Origin of the sequence: Paenibacillus terreus, assembly GCF_042138595.1 — a bacterium.
GTDB classification, from domain to species: domain Bacteria; phylum Bacillota; class Bacilli; order Paenibacillales; family Paenibacillaceae; genus Paenibacillus; species Paenibacillus terreus.
Window position 1 is genome coordinate 112,193 of record NZ_JBHIRX010000008.1, and the last position, 24,527, is coordinate 136,719.

Below are 24,527 nucleotides of genomic sequence, written 5' to 3' on the forward strand. Positions count from 1 at the left end.
ACCATTAAAGCGCTTTATTTGTAAGGCGGCAATGATCGGATTACGGGCAAACTTGCCCTTTTTACATATAGTTCGTTCACGTAGTGTTTCAGAGCATACAAAAAGAGCGCCCAGACCGGTCAATGGACCTTTTGGACACCCCTTACGGTTGTTCTCGTTTGCGATATTGTCCTGGCGTTACGCCGTAGTGCTCTTTAAATTTCCGATTGAAGAAGCTGATTCCCTCATAACCAACCTCCGCAGCCACCTCGTGGATTTGTTTGTCCGTGAGCCGGAGCTGCTCGCCCGCCCGGATCATCCGCTGCGACTGCACCCATTCCAAAAACGTTCTGCCCGTCCGCTCTTTGATCATGTTCCCCAAATAATTGGGATTAAAATTAAAGCGCTGCGCCAGTTCCGTCAAAGTACAATCGTTATAATGGGCTTCGATATATTCCAAAATATCAACTATGCTCCCTCTACGGGTTTGATGTTCCAGCTCAAAATTTTTATCGTGCTGATACACCCGCATCAATTCCGTGAACACAAGTGGGATATAGTGCTTCAGCATATCCTGCGAGTACTCCCGGGGGTCCATAAATTCACAGATCATATTTTTAATCAGATACTGCAGATTTTCATTATCCTCGGAATGAAACAGGATATACCGGTCATGCCGCCTGTTCTCCACCACCGCATTCGCCAGAAAATCATACACAAGACCGTGCTGATGGAGACGGCTGAAGAAAAGCTGCGAAACGGTCTCATGCTTCATGATGATGTTGATAATGATATCATTTTCCTCAAGTGGCGCAATGCTGTGCGGTACGTCTACATCCAGAAGGCAGCACTGGCCCTGGGCGAGCTTCACTTCCCGGCCATTGATCACCTGACGGCATTCGCCGGAATACACGTAATTGATTTCGATGAAATCATGATTATGAAGCGGCATATTGGCAAAGCGATGGTGCTTGCTGATGAATACCGGATTTTTTTTGAAAAAGAACTCGCCCTTCATGCGGAACACGTTGGTGCCAGGCTGGGGCAGCATCTCCACACCCAGATCGTTAATATTTCGCCGTGTAACCACCTGAATTTTCTCTATTTCATCGAACTGGCGTAAATGCCTGTCCAACTGTTTGTGGTTCATGATTGGTCCTTCCCTCCAGAGTCCTGGCATTCAGGGAATATCGGTATGATCGATGTTGCGGAAAGAGAGGTAGGCCATTAATATGCCAAAAACGGCTAATGTCAGCGGTATCGCAATAATCGAGCTGAGGCTGAACCCCATATTATTGGACGAGACTACCGAAATAATAACAATGGACGATACGACCGTCGCCGCCTCCGATTTCCAGCGAATCCCGACAGCCAGCGGCAGCAAGCTCATGCCGGCAGCAGCCAAAGCCTGAATCATCGACTTCAAGTAGTGCTGATACAACATTTCCGGCGTCATCACCACAGGGATATCCCCGAGCGTACGGTTAACAAGCAATAGCAGCGAGCTGATCAGCAGGTTGGAAATGACAATGTTTATAAATGTCCATACGGCCACAATAATCAGCTTTGCAAAAATGATTTTTTTACGGCTGACCGGGTAAGTAAACAACAGCTCCATCGTCCTGTCCTTATACTCCCGGATAATCAGCCTGGACAGGAGAACGGATGCGTAAATCACAAAGGTGATACGGGTCAGAGTATCGATCACGGTCAGCATCTCCGCATCATTAGGGAAGACCTCTTCAAGAGTATCATCCACAAACAAGACGAGCAGCATCAAACCTGCAATGATGGCATAAGCGGTAATCGCTCCCCATAGATAGCTGCCTTTCCGCCCTTTCATCAACTCAAGCTTAATGAGATGCAGCATGCTCTTCACCTCCACGGACAGCTTCCAAAAAATACTCTTCCAATGACCGACTGCGGCGGTTAATCGCTTCAATCGGCACTTCGCGGGTGATCAGCTGCCTGGACAGCTCGCTCTGGGAAAGTTTCATATCATAGATCTTCAACTGTCTGTCTCCCGACACTTTAAAGTTGCGGATATTCAAATCATGCTCCAGCACGTAGGCTGCCCGGTTGACATTAAGCGTAATAATCTCTACATACTCTGTCTGCGTGCTGCGAATCCGATCCATGGACACTTCCTCGATCAGCCTGCCGTTGTTGATCACACCAATCGTATCCGCAATTTGCTCGATCTCCCCCAGGATATGACTGGATATGAGCATGGTAATTCTGTACTCATCACAGAGCCGCTTAAACAAGCTTCTCATTTCCAGAATTCCATTCGGGTCCAGTCCATTGATCGGCTCATCCAGAATGAGCAGCTCCGGCTTGGTTGACACCGCACGTGCGATACCCAAACGCTGCTTCATGCCCAGCGAATATTGGTTTACCGGCTTGTGACGCGCGTTGCCTAATTGCACCAGTTCCAACGCCTCTTGTACCATTTTCGGGTTATGCATGCCCATATATTCGCAGTGCAGCTCCAGATTGCGCTGCCCCGTCAGGTTTCCGTAAAAGACCGGAGTCTCAATAATATGGCCGATGCGTTTAAACGGTTCCGTAGCTCCGACCGTCAGCCGTTCCCCAAACAGCTCAATCTCGCCGTCTGTCGGTTTAATCAAATTCAGTAACAAACGCATCACCGTTGTTTTACCGGCACCATTCGAGCCGAGAAATCCATAGATCTCCCGTTCCTTTACCGTCATGTTCACACCTGAAATGACGGTGCTGCCGCCAAATTGCTTTGTTAAATTACGTGTTCTGATCATGCTACTCATTCGCCTCATTCCTCATTTTGTCCTTGAGATGATCATACTGCGGCAAATGTTCTTTTTTATTAACCGATCCTTACAAAACTCTTACTTTATTCAGAAGCAGCCCGTAGCCTCACTGTAAAAACAGTTTGTATTCCCGGACGGCTCTTCAGCTCGATGCTGCCTCCCATCCGTTCCGCCAGACGTTTGGTAATCGTCAAACCCAGACCGCTGCCCTGCACTTCACGGTTGCGGGAGTCATCCAGCGTATACAATCGCTCAAAGACACGGCTCTGCTCCGTTTCCTGTATGCCCTTGCCCCGGTCCGCAACCTCAAACAGGATAAATCCCCCTTCTGTCCGCAGCGTCAGCCCCAGGTATTTACCGTCCGCTCCATAGCGGATTGCGTTCGAGATCAGATTGTCCAGAATCCGTTGCAGCGCTTCACCATTGGCATAGATCCAAACCGGCTTGTCCGGGATATCAATGGCTACCTCAAAGCCGCGATACGCCAGGATATCATAATAGGATAATATGCTTTGACGGCAAAGATCCGCTGCATCAAACCGCTCACAGGCAAGAGGATAATCACCCGATTCCAGCTTGGCCAAATCAAAAAATTTATTCATCAGCTCCAGAACATCCAGCGACTTTTGATGAATTTTACCCAGCAGCCGCTCCCGCTCCTCTGCGGGCATTTCGCTGTTCCTGGAGAGCGCCTCGGCATATCCAAGCACTACGGTCAGCGGAGTTTTCAAATCATGTGAAATATTGGACAGCATTTTACGCATGGCCTGCTCGGTTCTGACATAATCATCGGCCGACCTTCGCGCATAATCCAGGAGCTCATTTATGCCTTGCAGCACGCTCCGCAGCTCTGGAGTGCCGGTTACGACCTGAATATGCCCACGATCCTGTTCATGAACAAGCTGCTCCAGCCGCCTTGCGACATAGGCCAGCTCCCTACGGTGAGCACGGTTCTTCAAATGAGCCAGCAACAGCAGGATCAGCAATGAAAAAATGAGAATCAGCAGCACCCAGATCACGTTACATCTCTCCCAGCCTGTAGCCGATTCCCCATAAGGTGCAAATGATTTTCGGATTGGACGGGTCATCCTCGATCTTCTCACGCAGCCGCCGCATATGGACATTGATGACATTTTCGTCGCCGTAATACTCCTCGCCCCACACGGAATTGTAAATCTGGGCTTTCGTATACACCCGCTTCGGGTACTGAACGAACAGCTTGAGAATTTGAAATTCCTTCGCTGTCAGCTTCAGCGGCTCGCCGGATTTGGTCACTATAAAACTATCCGGGTCCATGCTCAAAGTCCCCACTCTAATGACTCCCTGCCCGGCTGTATTCAGGGCTGAATCCGCATACTCCGTAGCCCGGCGAATAACCGCCTGCACCCGGGCGGATAGTTCAATCAGAGAGAAAGGCTTGGCGATATAGTCATCAGCGCCGAATCTCAGACCAAGCGCCTTATCCACTTCTCCATCCTTAGCGGATAGCATCACAATAGGCACACGGCTCAAGGAACGAAACTTCTGCAGCAAATCAAGCCCGTTTCCTCCCGGCAGCATAATATCAAGCAATATCAAATCGAACCTGCCCGACTCAAACCGCGTTGCCGCTTCCCCGGCATCCTTGGCGGTTTCAACCCGATAGCCTTCTTTCGTCAAAAAATCTACAACCATCTCACTGATCGAGGCATCGTCCTCAACCAGCAGTATCTCGCCAAGCATCCTGTTGGCCTCCTCTGGAGAAACATCTTATTTATTCAAAAAATGATCAAGTCATTTGCTGTTCCAATGGTTCAAGTATACTGAGCCGCCGTAATCAAGGCAATGCAATACACAATTTGGTGATGGATATGTTGTATATAATAATGATAAAATAAAGTCAAAAAAAAGCTATATAAAGGGAGTGTGTGGCAATGCAAATCAAACCCTCCAGTACGATACGTCAGGACTACAACGGCTTTTCGAAATTTTGCCATGAAATAGATGAACCTGTTGTTTTAACCCGTAACGGAGAAGCAGACCTGGTTGTCATGAGTCACGATGCTTATCGACGCATGGAGGCACGAATTAAATTACAATCGAAGCTTCTTGTTGCTGAAAAGCAAATTGCTGATGGCGAGGAGCTATTAGACCATGACGAGGTCATGGCACGAATGCGGAGGAAAATAAATGCCGCAGAAGAAAATTAAAATAAAATACACTCCAGCAGCAGTTGATGATATGGATGAAATTTTTTCATACATCGCCCAGGAAAATCTGGCCTGGGCCGAAGAAATGCTATTGAAGTTAAATAGTAAAATCGGCGGACTTGCGGAATTTCCCCACATGGGTTCAGTTTTGTCTGAGGATGACTTTCCCTTAATTCAACGCGGTTATCGCTTTATCGTTGTCCCTCCATATCTGGTTTTTTACAGAATAATAAATGATACGGTTGTTATTCATCGTATTCTCCACGGTCGGAGAGATTATCTGCGGGACTTGTTTTCATGACACTAAAAAAGGTCGGGAACAGGCTAATTTACTCCTGTTCCCGACCTTTTGGACAAAATCAAAGTCAGAAGAAATAATGATGAATAGCTAATAATTTACTCAAGGAGTGATACAAGTTATGCATATCGAATGGACCAGTCTCATTATTACATTGTTAGTCATTGGTGCTGTACTGGGAATATTCATTTGGGGAATAGTCTCTTTGCTCAAATGGCTCCTTGTAAAACGGAAGTGATTTGTTATGGCTTCTGAACCGTAGCTACAGAGAGAAAAATTGCGTTTGTCGTGCCTCCGCCAACATTGTCAAAAGAATATATAGCTGTAGGAACACCTGTAAGAGTAATCGTATCTCCATCCAGAATACTACCGGTTGAACCAAGGAAGAAACCTATAACGGAGTTACCGTTATCATCAAGGATATGGATTGATGCTAATGTGTAGCCGCTGGAGCTGTCTTCTTCAATTTGAACGACCTCTCCGGTGATTTTAACCATCGTATCCAGATATGGTGTGATGTTCTTGAAGATATGTCGGGTGGTTATGGATTTGTCCGCACTTGCTCTGGCCGCTTTTTTGTCCTCAGCCGATTTTGCAGGGAACCATTGGGCATTTTTTGTAATGTAATCGTATGTAACGCTGTCCATTTCCGCCTGGTTATTAGTGGCCCACGGAACCAGTTGAGACAACAAATCAGCATTGGTGTACTCGGTTTTTTCCGGTGCATCCTCTGCAGTAACAGCTTCGGTTTCAGTATCGGCTTCAGCTTCGGTCTGAACTGCGGTTTCTGTCTGTGTTTCGTCAGCTGTCGCTTCCGTTGTGGTCTCTGCAGCAGTTGTAGTCTGCTGTGTGCTGCCTGCTTCCTGGCTTCCGCATCCCGCAATCACAAAAGCGGAAACCAGCAAAAGAGAAGCTATCTTTGGTAATGTCTTCATGTTTCCCTCCAGTTTCGATGAAATCTGTAAATTTTCGATCCTCTCAAATAGTCTATCAGACCCAGGTAAATTTTTCTACACAATTCACCAAATAGTCCTTAAGATTCACCCGTAAAAATGCAAAAAAAGGTCGGAAACAGGCTAATTTACTCCTGTTCCCGACCTTTTGGACAAATCAAGTGTCGCGGCTAATTTGAGCCGAGACTCCTTTTTCTTTACTCAAGTAGGTATAAGCACGCAGCAGCGGAGAGGACGAAGCAATTCCGAAAAAGCGGAGCGGTCGTCTCTATACCTATACCATCACTTTGCAGATATCATTCGTAAATTCGACAGGGTCCTGAATCGGCAGCCCCTCGATCAGCAGGGCCTGGTTGTACAGCAGGCTGGTGTACAGGCTCAGCTTCTCCTTGTCTTGGCCATAAGCATCCTGCAAGGACTTGAATACATCGTGGTTCACGTTAATCTCCAGCACCTTGTCAGCTTTGATGTTCTGGCTGTCAGGCATCGCCTGCAGAATTTTCTCCATCTCGATGGACAGCTCGCCGTCCGCGGTCAGGCAGACCGGATGGCTTTTGAGACGCTTGGAAGCGCGCACGCCCGTAACTTTGCCGTCCAGCAGCTTTTTCATTTCCTCGAAGAGCTCTTTATGTTCGTTCTCTTCCGCTTCGGACGCCTTGTCTTCATTCTCGGATTCAATGCCCAGATCTCCGCTGGATACGGACTTGAAGGCTTTTTCCTTGTAGGTGCCGATCACCTTGATAGCGAACTCATCAATGTCGTCCGTAAAGTACAGGATTTCATAGCCCTTATCGGCCACAAGCTCGGTTTGCGGCAGCTTTTCAATCCGTTCGACAGATGTGCCTGCGGCATAATAGATATACTTCTGATCCTCAGGCATTCTGGAAATATATTCGTCCAGGGTAACCATCTTCTTCTCTTTGGAAGAGTAGAACATCAGCAGATCCTGCAGCACATCCTTGTTCATGCCATAGTCGTTATAAACGCCGAATTTAAGCTGTCTTCCGAAAGAGGTGTAAAATTTCTCATATTTCTCCCGCTCATCCTTCAGCAGGCTCAGCAGCTGGCTTTTGATTTTGTTCTTGATATTTTTGGCGATCAGGCTCAGCTGGCGGTCATGCTGCAGCATTTCCCTGGAAATGTTAAGCGACAGATCCTCGGAGTCGACCATGCCCTTGACAAAGCTGAAATAGTCCGGCAGCAGGTCCGCGCATTTGTCCATGATCAGAACGCCGTTGGAATACAGCTCCAGTCCTTTTTCGTACTCCTTGGTGTAGTAATCGAACGGCGTTTTCTCCGGAATAAACAAAATGGCATTGTAGACGACCGCGCCGTCCGCACTGATATGGATGTGCTTGATCGGCTTGTCGAAGCCATAGCGCTTCTCGGCATAAAAGTTTTCATAGTCCTCGTCCGTCAGCTCGCTCTTGTTTTTCCGCCAGATCGGAACCATACTGTTGATCGTCTGTTCTTCAACCGCTTCCTCGAACTCGGTCTCGCTGCCTTCAACCGGCTTGCTGACCTTCACGTCCATCTTGATCGGGTAGCGGATGAAGTCGGAATATTTCTTGATGATCGCCTTCAGGCGGTATTCTTCAAGGAATTCGTCGTATTGGTCCTCTTCCGTATTGCCTTTGATTTTTAAAATAATATCCGTACCGACGGTCTCTTTCTCCGCAGGCACAATGGAATAGCCATCGGCTCCTGTGGATTCCCACTTGAAGGCTTCATCACTGCCCAGTGCTTTGGTGATTACGGTCACCTGATCCGCAACCATGAACGCGGAATAGAAACCGACTCCGAACTGGCCGATGATGTTGTGACCGTCCTTCAGCTCATTTTCATTCTTGAAGGCCAAGGAGCCGCTCTTCGCAATGACACCCAGATTGTTCTCCAGCTCTTCCTTGTTCATGCCGATCCCGGTATCGGAAATGGTCAATGTCCGGTTCGTTTTGTCTGCCGTGATTTTGATATAATAATCCTCTTTGTTGAATACCAGATTCTCATCCGTCAGCGCTTTGTAATAGATTTTGTCAATCGCATCGCTGGCGTTGGAAATCAGCTCACGCAGAAAAATTTCGCGCTGCGTATAAATGGAGTTAATCATCATTTCCAGCAGGCGCTTGGACTCGGCTTTAAATTGCTTTTTGGCCATAAAATGGATCCCCTCTCCCAAATCAAAGTGTATGTCGTGAAGAACTGTTATCCGCTTCATTGCAGCCAATTAGCACTCACTAATCATGAGTGCTAATCCTTCTTTTTATATAACATATACTAATTTTGGATGTCAATTGGGGCCGGCAAGAATGCCTCTGCCGCAGTAAAAGCTTAATTCACCTTCAGTCCAATGACGCCTAATACAATAATAGCAATACAAATCCACTGCCGCAGCGAGATCGTCTCATGAAACAAATAATACCCAGCGAGTGAAATCAATAACGTACCCAAGCCGGACCATATCGCATAAGCAAGGCTTAGATTCATTGTACGTACCGCCAGGTTCAACGAAGCGAAGCTGAGGCCGTAAAAGAAAAACATCAGCACAGATGGCAGCAATCTTGTAAAACCGGCTGAATATTTCATAATAATTGTTCCTGTCAGTTCCAAAGCAATCGCCATGGATAAATAAATCCAGCCCACATGTCTTCATTCCTTTTTGCCTGACAAAATATTGTTCGTGACTAACCTTGCTGAAATTCAGGCATCTTGGGGCGCGGAGTGCTCAACTCGTTCAATCCGCAGCTCATCATACGAACGGATCATCACGTCGGCTTCCGCCAGCGGCTCTCCGCCAATGCCAATAGTCAGACGGACACCGGCCAGTCTCCCTGTCTGCATGTCCCCTGCCGTGTCGCCAATCAGCACCGTTCTTGCCGGCTTGACGCCCAGCAGTTCACAGGCTTTGTATACAATTTCGGGCGAAGGCTTGCCGTTGATCACCCGGTCTCTGCCCATAATTGCCTTGAAGCGATCCGCCACGCCAAGCCATTGCAGATGCTTCAACGCTTCCGCCGTCTGATCTGCCGTCACAACGGCCAGCGGCAGGCCCGCTTCCGTGCAGTGGGACAGAAAGGAGAGCAGGCCGGGAAGCGGCACCACCGGCCGTTCCCGCTCCACCTCCTCGTCAGCCGCGGCCCGGATTACCCTTACCCGCTGTATCGCCTGATTCCAGGACATGCCGCGGGTATACAGCTGCCATGCCAGGGCTCCTTCAATCTCCGGTATGGAAGCGATCGACAAGGGACCCTGGAGATCAAAACCAGTTACCTGGGACCTCTCGTCAAGCTCGACACCGAGCAGTAACTTCGATTCAAAGTCCATGCCTTTTCCCAACGTCCGGATAGACTCTGTCATAAGAGAAGTCATGACTCCGGCCCATTTTCCCCACAAGGGCAAAAATTGCAGCAAGGTGCCGTCTTTGTCAAAAAGAATCGCATCGATCTCAATCTCGCGGGTCTTCACCTGCAGTACAGCCGTCACTTCCCCAACTCCTCATTTACAGATCAGCGCGCCGCCGCGGCTGGCTCAAGCTTCCGCTTCAGGTCACCCCATGTGGCAAGCGACGGCACTGGCTCCCCTTTGTACACCGGGTTCGTAAACGCCAGCAGCCTTCCATCGGCATCCCGCACCTCTGCGCGCACCCAGTGCAGACCCTCATCCGGCCAGTTGACTTCATAACTCAGCTGATGGAATGTGTCCGGGCTTTCACAACCACAATCCACCTTGGACTCGGACACGGCTACACCGTCCACAATCCACCGGATGGAAGCACCGGAAGGAGCGCCGCGCAGGCCCAAATGACAGACGACAGCTTCCACTGCCTCCACTTCATGCGGAATGCGTTCCCCCGGTCTGAACAGGCGCTCTCCCGCCGCAACATAGGGATCAAGCTCCGGCCCGCGTGTCACATAGACATGCCCCTGCCTGATGGCATCCATAATGCCCTTCACCGACAGCTCCCCGCTCCAGACGCAGGTTGTCGGATCGCCCACGACCGAGGGAGGACCGCCCGGCTCATAGCTTTCATGCGGCAGGTTATGCGTATCGCTGCCGCCAATGCCCCAGAGGATCACGCCGTGAGCCCACAGGATATCCCACAGCTGCAGCGCCTTTTCCGTTGCGGCCGGATTATCCGGATAAGTCGGATCATTCCAGATTTCAATCGTATCAAAGGCAGCCAGACGAACATCATGCTGCCATTCCCATGGAACCAGCTCCGGATGATTCATGCTGCAAACCGCACCCTGCTCTCTCGCTTCTTCCAGGATGACCGCCATGCCTTCCAGCGTTTCAAACACCGGCTGGCTTCCACTGCCAAACCATTCAATCCATTCGCGGATGCCAAGGATGTTGAAATGCCCCTTGGAGGAAGTCACCTCCACGCCCGGTATCACGAGCAGCTCCGTCTCAGGCCAGCCTGTCGTGAGAAAGTTATGCTCCGTAATCACCATGAAGTCCAGTCCCTGTCCCGCTGCTTGAGCAGTCAGTTCCGCTGGAGTTTGCTTGCCGTCCGTCAGGCGGGTATGCATGTGAAAGTCTCCGCTGTACCAGCGTGGTCCAACTGCAGCCACACGGTCCCACGGATAATTCTGATAAGACATCGCCGTACCGGTGGCTGCGGACACTGCCCACAGATGCTCGCCCACGGGCGGCAGCGTCCCTTCGCTATCGGGAGCACCCGTCCCTATCTGAATGGTCAAGGTGTAGGATGCCGTCACTTCAGGCTTCATCCCGCAGACCTGAACCGTCCACTCTCCCTGCGGAAGCGGCCCCGGAACGGATCCGCAGGTGGAGCGCCCGGGATCAGCGCACAGCACCAGCGTTTGCTCCACACCTTTGGTCAGGTACTGCATTCGCACCCTGCCCTCCGCATCCCTGACCACCATCTGCAGCCAGACATTCTCCGGATGCTCGGCGTGCAGGATCAGCCATTCGGCAGGACTATCCAGCTTAAAGGAATGTACAGCAAGTGAATGCTCTGGCTGAAATCCGGTCGAAGTCATCGTTATCATTCGCCTTATCCTCCCGTCACCTGATCCAATGCGCGCTGTGCGGTTTCCTTGGCTTCCTTCAGCGCCTGCTCGGCAGGCATGTTGGAGATTTGCACTTTGTCAGCCGCTACTTTGAGCGCATCCATAATTTTGCCGCCTGTCGGATCGATGAAAGGCTCCGAAGCATGCTGCGCCTGCAGCAGAGGCTGTCTGCTGTGTGGATTTTGCTCGCTGTACTCCTTGAATTCCGGTACTTCCAATGCGGATTGGCGTACGGCGATATAACCGGTATTCATGGACCATTTCGCGGTATTTTCCGCCTTGGTGAAGAAGGTCAGCCATTTATATGCCGCTTTCTGCTCCTCAGGCGATGCTTTGGCCAGGATGCCTGCCTGCAGGGCCGATGCGACCGGCGCCGGATCATGACCCTCCCAGCCCGGTTGCGGCGCCGCGGCAAGCTTGTTGAAATCGAGATCGCCCTGGTCCCCGCTGGAGCCTGTATATCCAGCCGCCTTATCCTGCAGCACATCGTCAATCGTCTTATACCAGTACTCCCAGCCCTGTCCGCCGGAATGAATCGCCATGCTCTGATCCTCGAAAATCCATTTGCGGAAAGCATCCCATGTCTCAACCCACTCGGGGCTGTCAATCATGACGGTTTTGCCGTCCTCGCTCAGAATGTGACCCCCGCGGCTCAGTGTCGCGTCAATCATGTTATCCGCACCCCACATCGGCTCCCAGCCATACACGGTTGTTTTCCCGTTTTCCTTGACGGTCAGCTTCTCGGCAGCCGCCGCCAGCCCTTCCCACGTCTTGATGTCCTCTTCCGTGATGCCGGCCTTTTTGAACATTTCCTTGTTGTAATACAGCAGTTGGGTCGTTCCGTACATCGGCAAGAAATACTGCTTGCCGTCCACTTTGCCCTGGTTTAGAAACGCGGGAATAAAGTCGTCCGCTTTGAACGCATTATCCGCAGCAATGAAATCATCCAGAGAAGCAAAATAACCATTCTTAGCCCAGACTACATCAGAGGCGAGAGCCGCGGCCGGCACCTTGCCGGACGCAATAGCCGCCTGCAGCTTCTGCTTCGTTTCATCATAATTGCCCTGCACCACCGGCTTGACGATCACTTCATTCTGGGAGGCATTGAATTCGTCAATCAGGCTTTTCATCTCATCACCGAGCTTCCCGCCCAGACCATACCAGAACTCGATTTCAACCGGCTTTCCGTCGGCAGCACCAGCGCTTTGGTTCTCAGTTGCTCCCGCCCCTGTACTTTGATTACCACCGCAGGCCGTCAGTATAATAAACGACAAAATAAGAAGTCCTGACAAAATGCTTTTCATTTTCAACATCTTCAACATCTTCAACATCTTCAGAAATCCCTCCATTTTTTTGATGCAATTCGTGCCCGATGTATGTACCAACAGCGCGAGAAACTTGTCCCCGCACCCTTATCCCTTGTTCACGCTGAACGCGTTGTTCACCCCCTTAATAATCCACTTCTGGGCGATCACGAACAGTACGAGCAGCGGCACAATGGTGAACGTGCTGCCTGCCATGATGAGCGGCCATTTCATGCCATAACCCCCGCCCTCCACGAAGAAGGAACGCAGACCTGCGGACACCAGGCTGAGCTCCGGAGATTTGGTAATGAGCATGGGCCAGAAATAATTATTATAATTCGAGATGAAGCTGAGTAGCGCCAGTACGATAAATGAAGAGCGTGCCAGCGGAAACAGCAGTGTGAACAGGATGCGCAAATGACCAGCCCCGTCGATCTTTCCGGCTTCCACCAGCTCCTTCGGCAGCTGCATGAAAGCCTGGCGGATGAGGAAAATGGAGAATACGCTGACCGCATTCGAGATAATCAGACCTGTGTAGGTATCGATCAGGTTCAGCTTCGACAGAATCATATAGCTCGGCAGATACGTAGCGGATACCGGCAGCATATACATCGTCAGAATGATTCCCAGCAGCACATTTTTGAAGGGAAAACGCATATGGGTCAATGCATAGGCCATCATGGCCGACAAAATGATCTGGCAAATGACGATCGTACCTGCCACAAACACACTGTTCATTAGATATTGTCCAAACGGCGCGGCGTTCCACGTTTCCACGAAGTTGCTCCAGAGAGGCACCTCCGGCAGCAGTACCGGCGGAAAGGCCCGGATTTCGTCATTGGATTTCAGCGAACTGGTCACCATCCACAGGAAAGGAAAAGCCATAGCCAGGCTGATCAGAATCAGCGCCGCATGTCGAATGACCCGGATCAGGATGGATGAACGATACATAACATGCCTCCTCTAGCGTTTACTTGTAAACGCGATGTTCAATAAAAAAGTGATTTTTACCGAAGGTAAAATATCTTTCCTCTAAGAGAGATAGTGTACATTTTTGCGTGATACGAGAAATGAAACGACTGCGAACAGCCCGATAAATACGACCAGCATGAGCGCCACCGCCGAAGCCTGTCCTACATTGAACTGGTCAAAGGCCGCCTGATAATACAGATACAGCAGAGTGCGTGTTGAGCCTGCAGGACCGCCCTGGGTCAGAATGTTGATCTGGTCATACGCCTGAAAGGCGTCAATCATCTGGATAATGAACAGGAAAAAGGTTGTTGGCGAAATGAGCGGCAGTGTGACCGCGAAAAAGGTCCGCAAGCGTCCTGCACCGTCGATGGCCGCCGCTTCCTTTAGACTTTCGGGGACGGACTGCAGGGCTACCAGATAAAAGACCATCACCCATCCGAGGCCCTTCCAGATCGTAACGATCAGAATGGCAACCATCGCCCACGCCCCATCCTGCAGCCACGGAATGGCTTCAATCCCAAATATGCTGAGCAATGCGTTCGCCAGACCCGATCTTGCTTCGAAAATCCAGGCCCACACAATGGATACTGCAACGGTCGGTGTCACCCAAGGGGAAAATATAATCGCCCGGTAGATACCCGACCCGGCAAGCTTGCCGTGCAGAAGCAAAGCCAGCAGCAGCCCGGCCGTCATCGTCGGTATGACACTCCCGGCCGCAAAGATAAGCGTCGCCCGGATCGTGGCATAAAACTCGGGGTCCTGGAACAGATATTTGTAGTTGTCTAGGCCGACAAAGGTTTTCACCGGACTCATGAAGTCCCAGCTCGTGAAGCTTAAATAAGTAATGTAGATCATCGGGATGATCCAGAATACGATCAGGGGGGCCATAGCCGGGAGTATGAAAGCGTACGCTTGCGGTTCCCCCCATCTTTTTCTCCAATTCAATGCCTGACAACTCCAATCTATCATTCAATTTTTTTTGAATATTTTCTCCAAAGGCACTATAAACACACTATGATTCGCTTCCGTATAGTTATTATTGTACTTTCATTTTTTCAGACTGGGTTATCTCTATGTAATTTCAAAGGCATTTCTTCGTAAAATCTGCATTTCCAGCCTACATTTATTGGAATTCGACTTACATCCTTGTCAATAGCGGGGTATAATGATGAATATTCAAGAAATTTTGTATCTAATAAGCACATACCGGTAATCTGGAGGCTGCCATAGTGAATCAGACGGGAAATGAGCTCCCTGCACTTGCCCAGTGGGAAGAGCTGCGGAAGAGGGTTGTTGAGGCCATCGGGGACACGATGGATTTGTATGGAGTGACCCGCTCGGCGGGGTTATTGTATGGAAGAATGTTTTTCGAGGATAAACCGCTGACGCTTGAGGAAATGAAAGACAAAATGCAGATGAGCAAAAGCAATATGAGCTATGCGGCCAGATCGCTGCTGGATAACAGCATGATTGAGAAGCTGGACACCAAGCTTGACCGTAAGGATCTCTACCAGGCTCAAAGTGATTTTTATATCTTTTTTCGCAAATTCTTCTCCACCAAGCTGCAGCGTGAGCATGATGTGATGACAGCGTCCATTGATCAGGTCATGCCTGAGCTTAAGGAGCTGATTCTGCATCCGGGTACCCCTGACGATGTGCGGCAGACGGCATTGAAGGACCTGCATAAGCTGTACCATGCGGTTGAATTTTACGAGTGGCTGCAGACCTTCATTGATCTGCTCAAGGAAGGCGAGCTGGAGAAATTCATCCACGACGCGCGTCAGCAGCGGCAAAATGACAAAGACCCCGCCGCCGAATAATTCGGAGCAGGGTCTTTGTTTGATTTCAATGTTGGTTAATCTCGTTTGCCGACTAAGACTGTCAGGTCCACGGTAATGTCCATACGCTCCTGCCGCAGCACCTGCCGAACCTCCTCTGCCGATGCGTGCCACGCTAAGGGCGTCATCTGCAGCAAGTGCTCCAGCAATGACCCAGCCAGAGCCAGCTTGTAATGAACCCGCTGCCTGTCGATAAGCTGGAAATGGCTCTTGAACAGCTCCAGCGTAGCTTGATTCGAATAGCTGTGCGCTTCGGATGCTCCGTGCAGCGCCTCTCTAAGCTCTTGCAAATATCCGCTTTCCGGCACAACCTTGATGACCATTCCCTCATCCGCCAGAAGCCGCTTGAACTCCCCGTAGCTGGAAGGCGAAAGAATATTCAAAATACAGTGAAACTGTCTGTCCGCAAAAGGAGCTTTGGCCAGATCAGCGGTACACCAGAGCGCCGTATCTGTCGCTTTGGCGGCCATGCGAATACCCTCTTTGGAGATGTCCACACCTACGCCCAGCAGATCATGGGCTGTCTTGTTCTGCATGCTGCTCAGTACATCCACCAAATGCGAGCCTTCGCCGCAACCGGCATCCATTATTTTTATAGGCCTTCCGATTTCGGAGTATTCGGAGGTTCCGGAGGCTTCGGAGCCCATATGCTCTATTATGGTTTCAACAATACACTCCGTCAGCGGCGCAAAAAAGCCATGCTGGTGCAGGCTGCTGCGCGCTGCAAACAGGGACTGGTCATATTTCGTTTTGGGCGCATGTGAGAGCCAGTTCACATAACCCTGTCTTGCAATATCATAACAATGCCCGTTCGCACACTTCAGGCTCGCTTGATCGACAACCTGCATTGGCGTTGAGCAAAGTGGGCAGGCAAAAATATTGACATGTTCAGTCAAGAGACGAATTTTCCCGTTTTTGGACACAAAAAACACCCTTTCATGCATTAATCGAGAATGAAAAAGGCACAGAAAAATAAACCCTGGCATCATACGAAAAAAATTAGCCGGGCCTATAGGTCTGTACCTCTCATTAACGATAACGAATGAATTGGATGATCATAACGGTTCGTTCCTCCTGTGGTTGAGCAATGCTGTACAATGCTTTGGGCTACCCCCAAGCCATTGAGGAGCATGAGGCTCCTCCTCCCATTCTATCGGTATGGAATGGCTCGCGCAACCCTTAAGAACATACTAGCCTTTAAACATCAGCCGGATAGCCACAATAAACAGACAAACGGACAGGATGCGGATAATGACCTTTGCCGGGATTTTGGATGCAATTTTTGCGCCGATCTGCCCTCCGACAAGCGCTCCTATGGCGAGCCAGACGAACGTGCTCCACATGACATGGCCCAAAGCTACATGGGAGACCGTTCCCACCAGAGAAGAAAGCAGGATGGAGAACATGGACGTCGCCGTCGCAATATGAGGCGGGAAGGCCAGAAACAGAATCATCGTGGGTACCATGACCGAGCCGCCACCGATGCCGAACAGACTGGAGATGAACCCGACAAAAAACGCCACCGTCGCGCCGAACCACATGTTAAACGCGTAGCTGTGCTCCAGTCCGGATACGTCCGTTATAGCCCTGGATACTGTTGGACGCAGAAAGCCTCCCCTGCTGCGCGTAGGCTTGAAGTTAATCACCACAGCCATAAGCATCAGAAACAGCCCCAGCGCAATAAAGAACACACGACTGCCAACGACGCTCGTAGTATAGGCGCCAAGCACAGAGCCAGGAACCATGGCTATCGAAAAGGCGAGACCACTGCGGTAATCAATTCTTTTCTGTCTCGCATAAGCCAGCGTACTGGAGATCGCACTGACAAACAGGACAGCCATCGACGTTCCTGAAATGCTGGACACCGGGATGGTGTACATGAACGCCAGCACCGGCACAATAATAAATCCGCCGCCCAGACCGGCGATGGCTCCGCTTATCGCGGCGAGCATGCCAATCAGGACCAGCAAAAGGCTTTCCATATGTAGTTCATTCCTTTCCAAGCAGCAACTGCGACAGTTTTCTAATCTTGATAAACAACGGCAGACCGGCCTCCACGGCCAGTCTCTCATAACGTTACCACATTCCTGCTTTCTTATGAAGCTTTTGCCCCGCTCAGGCATAGTATCAACAGGGAGTATGAATAACCTCCATAATTCCCCAAATATAAACACAAAAAAATAATATGTTGGATATTATATTGTTTCCTGGCAAAATTACAGGTATAATCTACCTGTTGACTAGTCCCTAAAGACTAGTTCTAAAAGACTGATATTTTTTGGAGGGAACAAATTTTGAAGAAAATTGCTTTATTTTTTTTGGGCATAGCTAGTCTGTTTGCTGTTACGGCCTGCGGCAGTGATCCGGTTCAGGATGAGCTCGTTACATATTTGAACGAAGGCATTCAGCCTTTGGTAGAACAGGAATCTAAGATTACAGCTCTCTATGAGTCTGTAACAGGGAATAACTATAAAGACGATGCAACGCTGTACTATACACTCAAAGACGAGATTATTCCTCAATATTCAGACTATATTAGCAAAATTGAAAGCATTCAAACTACGACACCTGAGGTCCGCGAGGTTCACGAAACTTTGATTAAAGCTGCAAATACACAGAATTCCGCATTTATGACTACTCTAACCGCCCTGGAAGCCCAGGATTACGCCAAAGCTGAAGAGGCCAATGCAAAACTGGCCGAAGGAAGAAAGCTGTTTCGTGATTACCAATCCAATTTGAGCAGCCTTGCAAGTGAACATGATGTAACCTTTAAAGAAGCACAGGAATAATAAGCATAAAAGGCCAAGTACAGTGTAAATCAGCTCTGTTCTTGGCCTTTTCAAATAGAATCGAAGGGATTGGGTCTCAGGGCGAGTATCCGATATTAAAAAAATACAAATTCACGAATCAGTAATAATGTGTCCCCTGCCTAGCCTCGTTTCCCGGAACCCGGCCATATGCCGCTCCTGAAACAGGATCGGACGGGCTCCACCCATTAGTATTACATTCCTGGTAACCGTACCTCCATCCGCCGGCATCGAAAAAGCCTTGGTATACGGAAACTCTGCGCTTAACGTCGTATGGATAGCCTGAATATGCTTGTCCTTCGTCCCTCTTCCGATCAGATTCATAATGACCGCTCCTCCGGGGTGCAGCTTCTCTGCAGCCAGCCTGAAAAATTCTCTGGAGGTCAGATGGTGCGGCGTCCCCTTCTCTGTAAAAGCATCCACAATTACATAATCGAAAAGGTTCGGCTCTTCACGGCTCAGCAGCTCACGCCCGTCACCTATCACAACCTGCTCCGTTGCACTGCCGAAATAGGCACGGCTTAGTTCAACCACCTGCCTGTCCAGTTCGGCGACCTTGAAGCGTCGATCCACAAAATGCCCGGCTATCGTCCCGATGCCATGTCCAATCAGGAACACATCCTCAAAGTCGGGTGTATTGCATTCCATTAGGTGAATGATGGCTCTCGGATACTCAAACAGAATCCGGTCCGGATGCTCCAGATCAAGCGCCCCCTGCACCGCCTGATTGGAGAACTCCAGTACACGGAATTTCCCCTTCTCACCGAATAACTCCGCCGTATCGTATACCTTAATTTCATGATTCTCACTTTTTTCGTGGAATAATATATGCAATATACATGATCCCCTTCATCCTTATTGATCAGCTGCAGGCTTATCCTGTATCGTTAAGCTATCTTATTTTACACCATTTCAGGCAAGAGGCCTTGAAATCTGAAGACCTTGAATGTAAGGAGCAACGCTGACATGATTGATTTTGAATGGTACAGAAGCTTTATCTATATATACAAATACAACTCGGTCTCCGAAGCGGCCAAAGCCAGAATGATGACGCAACCGGCCATGAGCCAGCATCTCGCTTATTTGGAATCAGAAGCAGGAGAAGCTTTATTTATCCGAACCGCCAGAAAAATGATCCCCACCGAAAGAGGAAAAGCATTATACTCTCAGCTTGCTCCCCTGATTGAATCCTTGGAGGAAGCCTCATTAAACATCAAATCCGTTTCTTTGCCTACACTGTCCATTCTCAGAATCGGCTCTGCCATTGAATACTATACCGAGCACATTCTTCCGAGGCTGTCCGACTACAATACAAGTACCGTTACCCACTTTGGCACGGCCGACCAACTGCTGGAATTGCTGAAGGAAGATAAAGTGGACATTGTTTTTACGTCTCAAAAATATCAAACACCGGGCATCGAATATGCCAAACTAAATGATGAAGAGTTTGTGATCGTGGCACCAGAGACGATACAGATCCCGCCAAACCTGGATGACAGCCATAGGGAGCAATGGCTTTTATCCTGCTCATGGCTCAGCTATGGACTGGATTTGCCGATCATCAGAAGATTGTGGAGGGAGCATTTTAAAAAGAGACCGCTGCTCAAGCCCGCTCATGTCATTCCGAACCTGCATCTCATTCTTAAAGCCATCGAGAACGGTGCCGGTGTAAGCCTGATTCCCACCTACATCCTGGAAAATGTAATGAACAAGGCCAATGTCAGGGTCATTTTCGAGGATTTAAGCATAAAAAACGAATTATATATTGCCTATAAAACGAAGCATAAACACCTGTCCGATATAAATCGTATCCGATCCACCCTGCTTGCAAGAGCATCAAATGACCAGCCTAATCCATAAATATATTTATAGCTTCCCCTCAAAAACATAATTTGTTTTATAGTATACACGTGATTAGAATGGGCATGTGTAAGAAAACAAATTTTGAGGAGGCTATAAAGATGGCTAAAAAGGTTTTGATCGTTGTCACAAACCACAGCGAAATTAAAGACGGCAAGCAGACGGGAATTTGGCTGTCCGAGTTTGCAGAAGCATATATCGAATTTACGAAGAAAGGATACGAGGTTACGGTTGCCAGCCCGCTGGGCGGTAAGGCCCCCATTGATCCCGGCAGTGTAGACACGAATACTCCCCAGGAGATTCTGGATGCAGAAAAGTATTTGCAAAATACGTTGAAGCTGGATGAAGTATCTCATGAAGACTTTGACGCCATCTTCCTGCCGGGTGGGCATGGAACGATGTACGATCTTCCGGATAACCAAAAGCTGCAGACTTTGCTGCGTGAATTTTACGAAGCAGACAAAATTGTCGCCGCCGTATGCCATGGCCCGGCAGGTTTGGTTGGCGCCACACTGTCCAATGGACAGCCGCTCGTTGCCGGCAAACGGGTCAGCGCGTTTACGGACAGAGAAGAAGCAGATACTGGCTTGAGCGCAAATCTGCCATTCCTGCTGGAAAGCAAGCTTCGTGATTTGGGGGCAATCTATGTCGCTGCTCCAAACTGGAATTCTCACCACGAGGTAGACGGCAAACTGATCACAGGCCAAAACCCTCAATCCACGCTGGCTGTAACCTATGCAGTTATTGAAAAATTAGGCTCCTGATTCAAAAAGCTTTTGCAGATTCATATTTACAATTTGACTGGATTTAGAGAAGGTATTTGCAGGGCCGAAGGACAAAGGTCGAGAACCGGGGAAACTTACCTGTTCCCGACCTTTTTGTTACTTCAGAAATCGGAGGAGATTGACGATTTCTTCTTATTATTGTGAAGTATGGGATATGCACGCAGCAGCGGAGAGAAGTGCAGCCGCTTTTAGCCTTCGGTCATTTTAAGCCTTCACGGTTGCCGGTTCCCCGGCAGAATTTGATTTGTTGGCGGCAAAAGAACGGGTCAATGCGCTGACGATCAGGGATACAATAATGTTGGCCAGAAGTGCAGTTATACCGACATTCAGATCCTGGAACCAGCTTGGAGCAGTCGGGAAGAATGTGCCCATATTCGCTCCAACCAGATTGATATAAGCCACAATGAGCACCCCTGCACCGACTCCCGCAAATACGCCGTACTTATTGAGCGGATTCCACTTCAAGAAGCTGCAAACAACGGCGGGCGTCAACTGGGAAACGAAACCGTACCCGCTCAGCATAAGCAGCAGGATAGCCGAGCCGCTGTTAAAGGTGCAGATCAGTGCAATCAAGGCTACGACCGGCACGAGCCAGCGGGCAAGCGTCATCACCTTCCGGTCGCTCAGCGAGGGCCGCAGCGCCTTTACCACATTGTTTGCGACGAGAGAAGCCGTGGTCATCAGCAGCATGGAGCCGGGAACAAGCGCAGTCAACAACCCGGCAGCTCCCAGCAGGCCAACAACCCATGGGCTGAAGGTTTGCTTCACGATGGCGAAAATCGCCACATCGTTATTACTGATGCCATCCACATGCAGGACGGCGGAGGTGCCGATAAACAGCACAAACAATGTAAACAGCATGTAGATCGGAAGAAGAAGCGTGTTTTTCCGTACAGATCGCGCATTTTTACCGGCATAGGTGGCGATGAAGCCGTGCGGCCACATGTAATATCCGAGCGACAGCAGAATCAGGCTGGATACATACCAGGATGTGCTGTACCCTTTGTCTTCCAGACCCAAAAAGCCCGGCTTCGCCGTTTCCACTGCTTTGAACATTTCACCGATGCCGCCGAAATAGTGAAACGGCAGATACAACCCCAGGAACACCACAACAACCACAATCAGGATATCCTTGATGACGGCGGTCCATGCCGAACCATGAATACCGGAGAACATGACATAGACCGTCACGGCCAGCACGCCGACCCAGATGGCAGCCGTGGGTGAAATCATGCCATAAGAGGCTTCGGAGATGATAATCCCCAGTCCTTTGAGCTGAATAATCAGATAAGGAATCATCGAAACAAAGCCGACAGCCGCTACAAAAACACCAAGTGCGGGACTGTTGTATTTCTTTATAAAGAAGTCGGATTGCGAGATCAGTTTATGCTCTTTTCCATACCTCCAGATTTTAGGAAGAAGCCAATAACCGATTATAAAATTAAGCATCGTGATGTTATAGAAGGCCGCTCCCCCGCGCCCGAAAGCCCAGCCGCTGATCCCCATTAAAGCGTTGACCGTATACAGCTCACCGGCCATGAGGAGGAAAATGAGTACCGTACCGAAGCCGCGGCCGCCGACAGACCATTCTTCCAGATTCATTTTCTTGCCTTTCGAGGCTCTGATGCCTAGATACAGCGAGATGACAAGAAACACACCGATGATGGAAATCGAGATTGCCTGCTGCGCCATCACTCTGCCGCCTCCTTCTCTTCATGAAGTTCAGCCCGGTTATCCGGGTTCAAAAAATCAACGAGCAGCATGATGCCGACCCCCAGTATAATCCACATGACCATCCAGAACAGTAAAAGCGGCAGTCCCATAACAAAGATGTGGCGCTCTTCGAAAATACGGTTCATCCAAATGACGCCGAGCGGCATGCCCAGATACGCAATCAGTGACAACAGATACAAAGGAACTTTGCTTCTCATGTGAAAATCCCCCGTTCGTTGATTTCCCCTACAAGGTATGTTACATTTAATGCCTGCAAATTTTCTTTGGAGGGTGACGTGCTAAAACGTCCCCCCCATTTTTTTAATCTTATTTATTCAATCTCAACAATAATTTCCACTTCAACCGGCGTATCAAACGGCAGCTCATTTGTGCCTATGGCCGACCGTGCGTGCCTTCCTTTATCGCCAAAAACCTCGATTAACAGATCGGAGGCTCCGTTTAATACATAAGGCTGATCCTTGAATCCCGGCGCGCTTTGGATAAAGCCGAGCATCTTCACTACTTTTTTGACCCGGTTCAGATCACCGAGATACGCCTGCAGAGAAGACAGAATATTAATCACGCATCTGCGCGCCGCTTCCTGCCCCTGTTCAATTGTGAGCTCCGCGCCAAGCTTGCCTGCCAGAATCAGTTCCCCGTTCTTGCGGCAGTCATGACCGGATGTATACAGCAAATTTCCCGTCTGGGTCACCGGGACGTACGAGAATTTGGGAACACTCGCCGGTTCAAGCTCGATATTTAATTCCTTTAATCTTTCCTGAATTGTCATATTGCAGTTCTCCTCCTGAGCATGATGAATTATTGAAGTATGGACATAGCCAGTTCTCTGTAGATTTTCGATGCTTCGATGAGCTGTGAAATGGGAACATGCTCATCTTTTACATGGGCCTGCAGAAGCGATCCCGGACCGAAAATAACGGTTGGAATTCCCAGGTTCACGGATAGAAACGGCGCCTCGCAGCTTGCTTCAAATATGGTTACCTCCGGACCGGTGCCTCGAACACTCTTCACCGCGTTGGCGAGTTCAAGCACCAGAGGATGGTCCTGCTCAATCATGGTGGCAGGGATGAACAGGTAATCCTCGATTTCATAAACAAAGCCGCCTGCTGCCGCCACACTCTCAACCACTTGGCTCAACTGCTCCAGCACGCTCTCCCGTGTCTCCCCCGGGATCACGCGGCGGTCAATCTCAATTTCGCAGCTTTGCGGCACGATATTCGGGGCCGTACCACCCTTGATCTGTGTCACATTCAAGGACGGGCTGCCTAAAAGCGGATGCACCCGCTCCTGAAGCTCGTGTCTGAGCGGTTCAAGCCCTTCTATAAGCAGCGCCATTTTCGGAATGGCATTGTCAGGCTCCTTCACCTTTCCAGCGTGCGCTGCGATCCCGGAGGTACGCACCCGATAGCGTCCTATCCCCTTATGGGCAATGCAGATGTCCAGTTCCGTCGGCTCGCCGATCACGGCATAATCGGCGGCAAGCGGATGTTCCAGAAAGTGACGCATCCCGAGGTTCACCCTCTCCTCGTCGGCATTGAAGAACAGAATCAGCTCTCCTGCGAACGGGTTACCGCATCGATGCAAGCAAATGGCGGCATACAGCATGGCCGCAACACCAGACTTCATGTCCGCTGCCCCTCTACCGATAAGGCGTCCTTCCTGTATCACTGCCGAAAAAGGATCAACACTCCAGTTCTCGCCTGCCGGTACGACATCCAGATGTCCGTTAAACAGGAGTCTTGGCCCCTCCTTCTGTCCCTTTAGAGCGGCCGTAAGATTCGGCCTTCCCGGCGCAGGCCACTGCATTTCGGCATTGATCCCCTCCCGCTGGAGAAGCTCATATATGTAGCGCGCAGCCACCTCCTCATAGCCTGGCGGGTTCACGCTTTGGCATCGGATCAGGCCGCAAGTAATCTCCAGCAGTTCCTGTTCATCAAATACTTCTTGCCAAGGGTTTTTCATTTTCGATCAACTCCCGCTGCGCCC

Annotated in this window: 26 protein-coding genes; 6 read left to right on the forward strand and 20 right to left on the reverse strand. The window is 49.8% G+C overall.

What is annotated here, in order from left to right; translation table 11 throughout:
* Nucleotides 1-142 precede the first annotated feature (142 nt).
* The 5 genes from ACE5KN_RS15865 to ACE5KN_RS15885 form a co-directional block, all read right to left on the reverse strand.
* Entirely contained in the window at nt 143-1,129 is a 987-nt protein-coding gene (locus tag ACE5KN_RS15865) for an AraC family transcriptional regulator (protein ID WP_375524684.1), read from the reverse strand.
* A gap of 30 nt (nt 1,130-1,159) precedes the next feature.
* A complete protein-coding gene (locus ACE5KN_RS15870; RefSeq protein ID WP_375524685.1) occupies nt 1,160-1,849 on the reverse strand; it encodes an ABC transporter permease in 690 nt (229 codons plus the stop codon).
* Entirely contained in the window at nt 1,833-2,765 is a 933-nt protein-coding gene (locus ACE5KN_RS15875) for an ATP-binding cassette domain-containing protein (protein ID WP_375524686.1), read from the reverse strand. Before ACE5KN_RS15875 ends, ACE5KN_RS15870 begins: the two co-directional genes overlap by 17 nt.
* An 86-nt stretch (nt 2,766-2,851) precedes the next feature.
* Complete coding sequence (locus tag ACE5KN_RS15880; RefSeq protein WP_375524687.1) at nt 2,852-3,787, reverse strand: sensor histidine kinase; 936 nt, start codon at nt 3,785-3,787, stop codon at nt 2,852-2,854.
* Nucleotide 3,788: 1 nt separating this feature from the next.
* Nucleotides 3,789-4,490 (reverse strand): response regulator transcription factor, encoded by a 702-nt coding sequence (locus ACE5KN_RS15885; RefSeq protein ID WP_375524688.1) that lies wholly within the window; start codon nt 4,488-4,490, stop codon nt 3,789-3,791.
* 191 nt (nt 4,491-4,681) lie between these two features.
* Here ACE5KN_RS15885 and ACE5KN_RS15890 point away from each other — a divergent pair, with 191 nt between their 5' ends.
* Together ACE5KN_RS15890 and ACE5KN_RS15895 are read left to right on the forward strand one after the other, a co-directional pair.
* Nucleotides 4,682-4,957, forward strand: a complete 276-nt coding sequence (locus ACE5KN_RS15890) for a type II toxin-antitoxin system Phd/YefM family antitoxin (protein WP_375524689.1) — start codon at nt 4,682-4,684, stop codon at nt 4,955-4,957.
* Nucleotides 4,938-5,258: a type II toxin-antitoxin system RelE/ParE family toxin gene (locus ACE5KN_RS15895; RefSeq protein ID WP_375524690.1), complete on the forward strand. Its 321-nt coding sequence runs from the start codon at nt 4,938-4,940 to the stop codon at nt 5,256-5,258. Before ACE5KN_RS15890 ends, ACE5KN_RS15895 begins: the two co-directional genes overlap by 20 nt.
* Nucleotides 5,259-5,497: 239 nt before the next feature.
* Here ACE5KN_RS15895 and ACE5KN_RS15900 read toward each other — a convergent pair whose 3' ends face one another.
* The 8 genes from ACE5KN_RS15900 to ACE5KN_RS15935 form a co-directional block, all read right to left on the reverse strand.
* Nucleotides 5,498-6,190, reverse strand: coding sequence for a hypothetical protein (locus tag ACE5KN_RS15900; protein WP_375524691.1), 693 nt, complete (start codon nt 6,188-6,190; stop codon nt 5,498-5,500).
* 292 nt (nt 6,191-6,482) lie between these two features.
* The gene (gene htpG, locus ACE5KN_RS15905) at nt 6,483-8,363 is read right to left on the reverse strand and encodes a molecular chaperone HtpG (protein WP_375524692.1); all 1,881 of its coding nucleotides are present in this window, start codon (nt 8,361-8,363) and stop codon (nt 6,483-6,485) included.
* 173 nt (nt 8,364-8,536) lie between these two features.
* The gene (locus ACE5KN_RS15910; RefSeq protein ID WP_375524693.1) at nt 8,537-8,848 is read right to left on the reverse strand and encodes a DMT family transporter; all 312 of its coding nucleotides are present in this window, start codon (nt 8,846-8,848) and stop codon (nt 8,537-8,539) included.
* 57 nt (nt 8,849-8,905) lie between these two features.
* Nucleotides 8,906-9,688 carry an HAD family hydrolase gene (locus ACE5KN_RS15915; protein ID WP_375524694.1) on the reverse strand — a complete coding sequence of 261 codons (783 nt, stop codon included), beginning with the start codon at nt 9,686-9,688 and terminating at the stop codon, nt 8,906-8,908.
* Nucleotides 9,689-9,711: 23 nt separating this feature from the next.
* Entirely contained in the window at nt 9,712-11,220 is a 1,509-nt protein-coding gene (locus tag ACE5KN_RS15920; protein WP_375524695.1) for a CehA/McbA family metallohydrolase, read from the reverse strand.
* A 5-nt stretch (nt 11,221-11,225) separates the two neighbouring features.
* Nucleotides 11,226-12,554 (reverse strand): ABC transporter substrate-binding protein, encoded by a 1,329-nt coding sequence (locus tag ACE5KN_RS15925; protein ID WP_375524696.1) that lies wholly within the window; start codon nt 12,552-12,554, stop codon nt 11,226-11,228.
* A 99-nt stretch (nt 12,555-12,653) separates the two neighbouring features.
* Nucleotides 12,654-13,496 carry a carbohydrate ABC transporter permease gene (locus ACE5KN_RS15930; protein ID WP_375524697.1) on the reverse strand — a complete coding sequence of 281 codons (843 nt, stop codon included), beginning with the start codon at nt 13,494-13,496 and terminating at the stop codon, nt 12,654-12,656.
* A gap of 81 nt (nt 13,497-13,577) precedes the next feature.
* Nucleotides 13,578-14,405, reverse strand: coding sequence for a carbohydrate ABC transporter permease (locus ACE5KN_RS15935; RefSeq protein ID WP_375524698.1), 828 nt, complete (start codon nt 14,403-14,405; stop codon nt 13,578-13,580).
* A gap of 341 nt (nt 14,406-14,746) precedes the next feature.
* On the opposite strand from ACE5KN_RS15935, the gene ACE5KN_RS15940 reads away from it, so the two are divergent.
* On the forward strand, nt 14,747-15,337 hold the full coding sequence (locus tag ACE5KN_RS15940) for a GbsR/MarR family transcriptional regulator (protein WP_375524699.1): 591 nt from the start codon (nt 14,747-14,749) through the stop codon (nt 15,335-15,337).
* A 35-nt stretch (nt 15,338-15,372) separates the two neighbouring features.
* Here ACE5KN_RS15940 and ACE5KN_RS15945 read toward each other — a convergent pair whose 3' ends face one another.
* Both ACE5KN_RS15945 and ACE5KN_RS15950 read right to left on the reverse strand, forming a co-directional pair.
* Complete coding sequence (locus ACE5KN_RS15945) at nt 15,373-16,278, reverse strand: putative RNA methyltransferase (protein WP_375524700.1); 906 nt, start codon at nt 16,276-16,278, stop codon at nt 15,373-15,375.
* A gap of 267 nt (nt 16,279-16,545) precedes the next feature.
* Nucleotides 16,546-17,337 (reverse strand): sulfite exporter TauE/SafE family protein, encoded by a 792-nt coding sequence (locus ACE5KN_RS15950; protein ID WP_375524701.1) that lies wholly within the window; start codon nt 17,335-17,337, stop codon nt 16,546-16,548.
* Nucleotides 17,338-17,649: 312 nt separating this feature from the next.
* On the opposite strand from ACE5KN_RS15950, the gene ACE5KN_RS15955 reads away from it, so the two are divergent.
* Complete coding sequence (locus ACE5KN_RS15955) at nt 17,650-18,144, forward strand: hypothetical protein (RefSeq protein WP_375524702.1); 495 nt, start codon at nt 17,650-17,652, stop codon at nt 18,142-18,144.
* A 111-nt stretch (nt 18,145-18,255) separates the two neighbouring features.
* Here the strand turns inward: ACE5KN_RS15955 and ACE5KN_RS15960 are convergent, their stop codons facing one another.
* A complete protein-coding gene (locus ACE5KN_RS15960) occupies nt 18,256-18,996 on the reverse strand; it encodes a spermidine synthase (RefSeq protein ID WP_375524703.1) in 741 nt (246 codons plus the stop codon).
* 132 nt (nt 18,997-19,128) lie between these two features.
* Here ACE5KN_RS15960 and ACE5KN_RS15965 point away from each other — a divergent pair, with 132 nt between their 5' ends.
* On the forward strand, nt 19,129-20,022 hold the full coding sequence (locus tag ACE5KN_RS15965; RefSeq protein ID WP_375524704.1) for a LysR family transcriptional regulator: 894 nt from the start codon (nt 19,129-19,131) through the stop codon (nt 20,020-20,022).
* A 101-nt stretch (nt 20,023-20,123) separates the two neighbouring features.
* Complete coding sequence (locus tag ACE5KN_RS15970) at nt 20,124-20,786, forward strand: type 1 glutamine amidotransferase domain-containing protein (protein WP_375524705.1); 663 nt, start codon at nt 20,124-20,126, stop codon at nt 20,784-20,786.
* Between the two features lie 225 nt (nt 20,787-21,011).
* Here ACE5KN_RS15970 and ACE5KN_RS15975 read toward each other — a convergent pair whose 3' ends face one another.
* From ACE5KN_RS15975 to ACE5KN_RS15990, 4 genes are all read right to left on the reverse strand, one after another.
* Nucleotides 21,012-22,499, reverse strand: a complete 1,488-nt coding sequence (locus ACE5KN_RS15975) for a sodium:solute symporter family protein (RefSeq protein ID WP_375524706.1) — start codon at nt 22,497-22,499, stop codon at nt 21,012-21,014.
* Complete coding sequence (locus ACE5KN_RS15980) at nt 22,499-22,738, reverse strand: hypothetical protein (protein WP_375524707.1); 240 nt, start codon at nt 22,736-22,738, stop codon at nt 22,499-22,501. Before ACE5KN_RS15980 ends, ACE5KN_RS15975 begins: the two co-directional genes overlap by 1 nt.
* 113 nt (nt 22,739-22,851) lie before the next feature.
* Complete coding sequence (locus ACE5KN_RS15985; RefSeq protein WP_375524708.1) at nt 22,852-23,310, reverse strand: RidA family protein; 459 nt, start codon at nt 23,308-23,310, stop codon at nt 22,852-22,854.
* Nucleotides 23,311-23,339: 29 nt separating this feature from the next.
* Nucleotides 23,340-24,503, reverse strand: a complete 1,164-nt coding sequence (locus ACE5KN_RS15990) for a M20 family metallopeptidase (protein ID WP_375524709.1) — start codon at nt 24,501-24,503, stop codon at nt 23,340-23,342.
* Nucleotides 24,504-24,527: the final 24 nt, after the last annotated feature.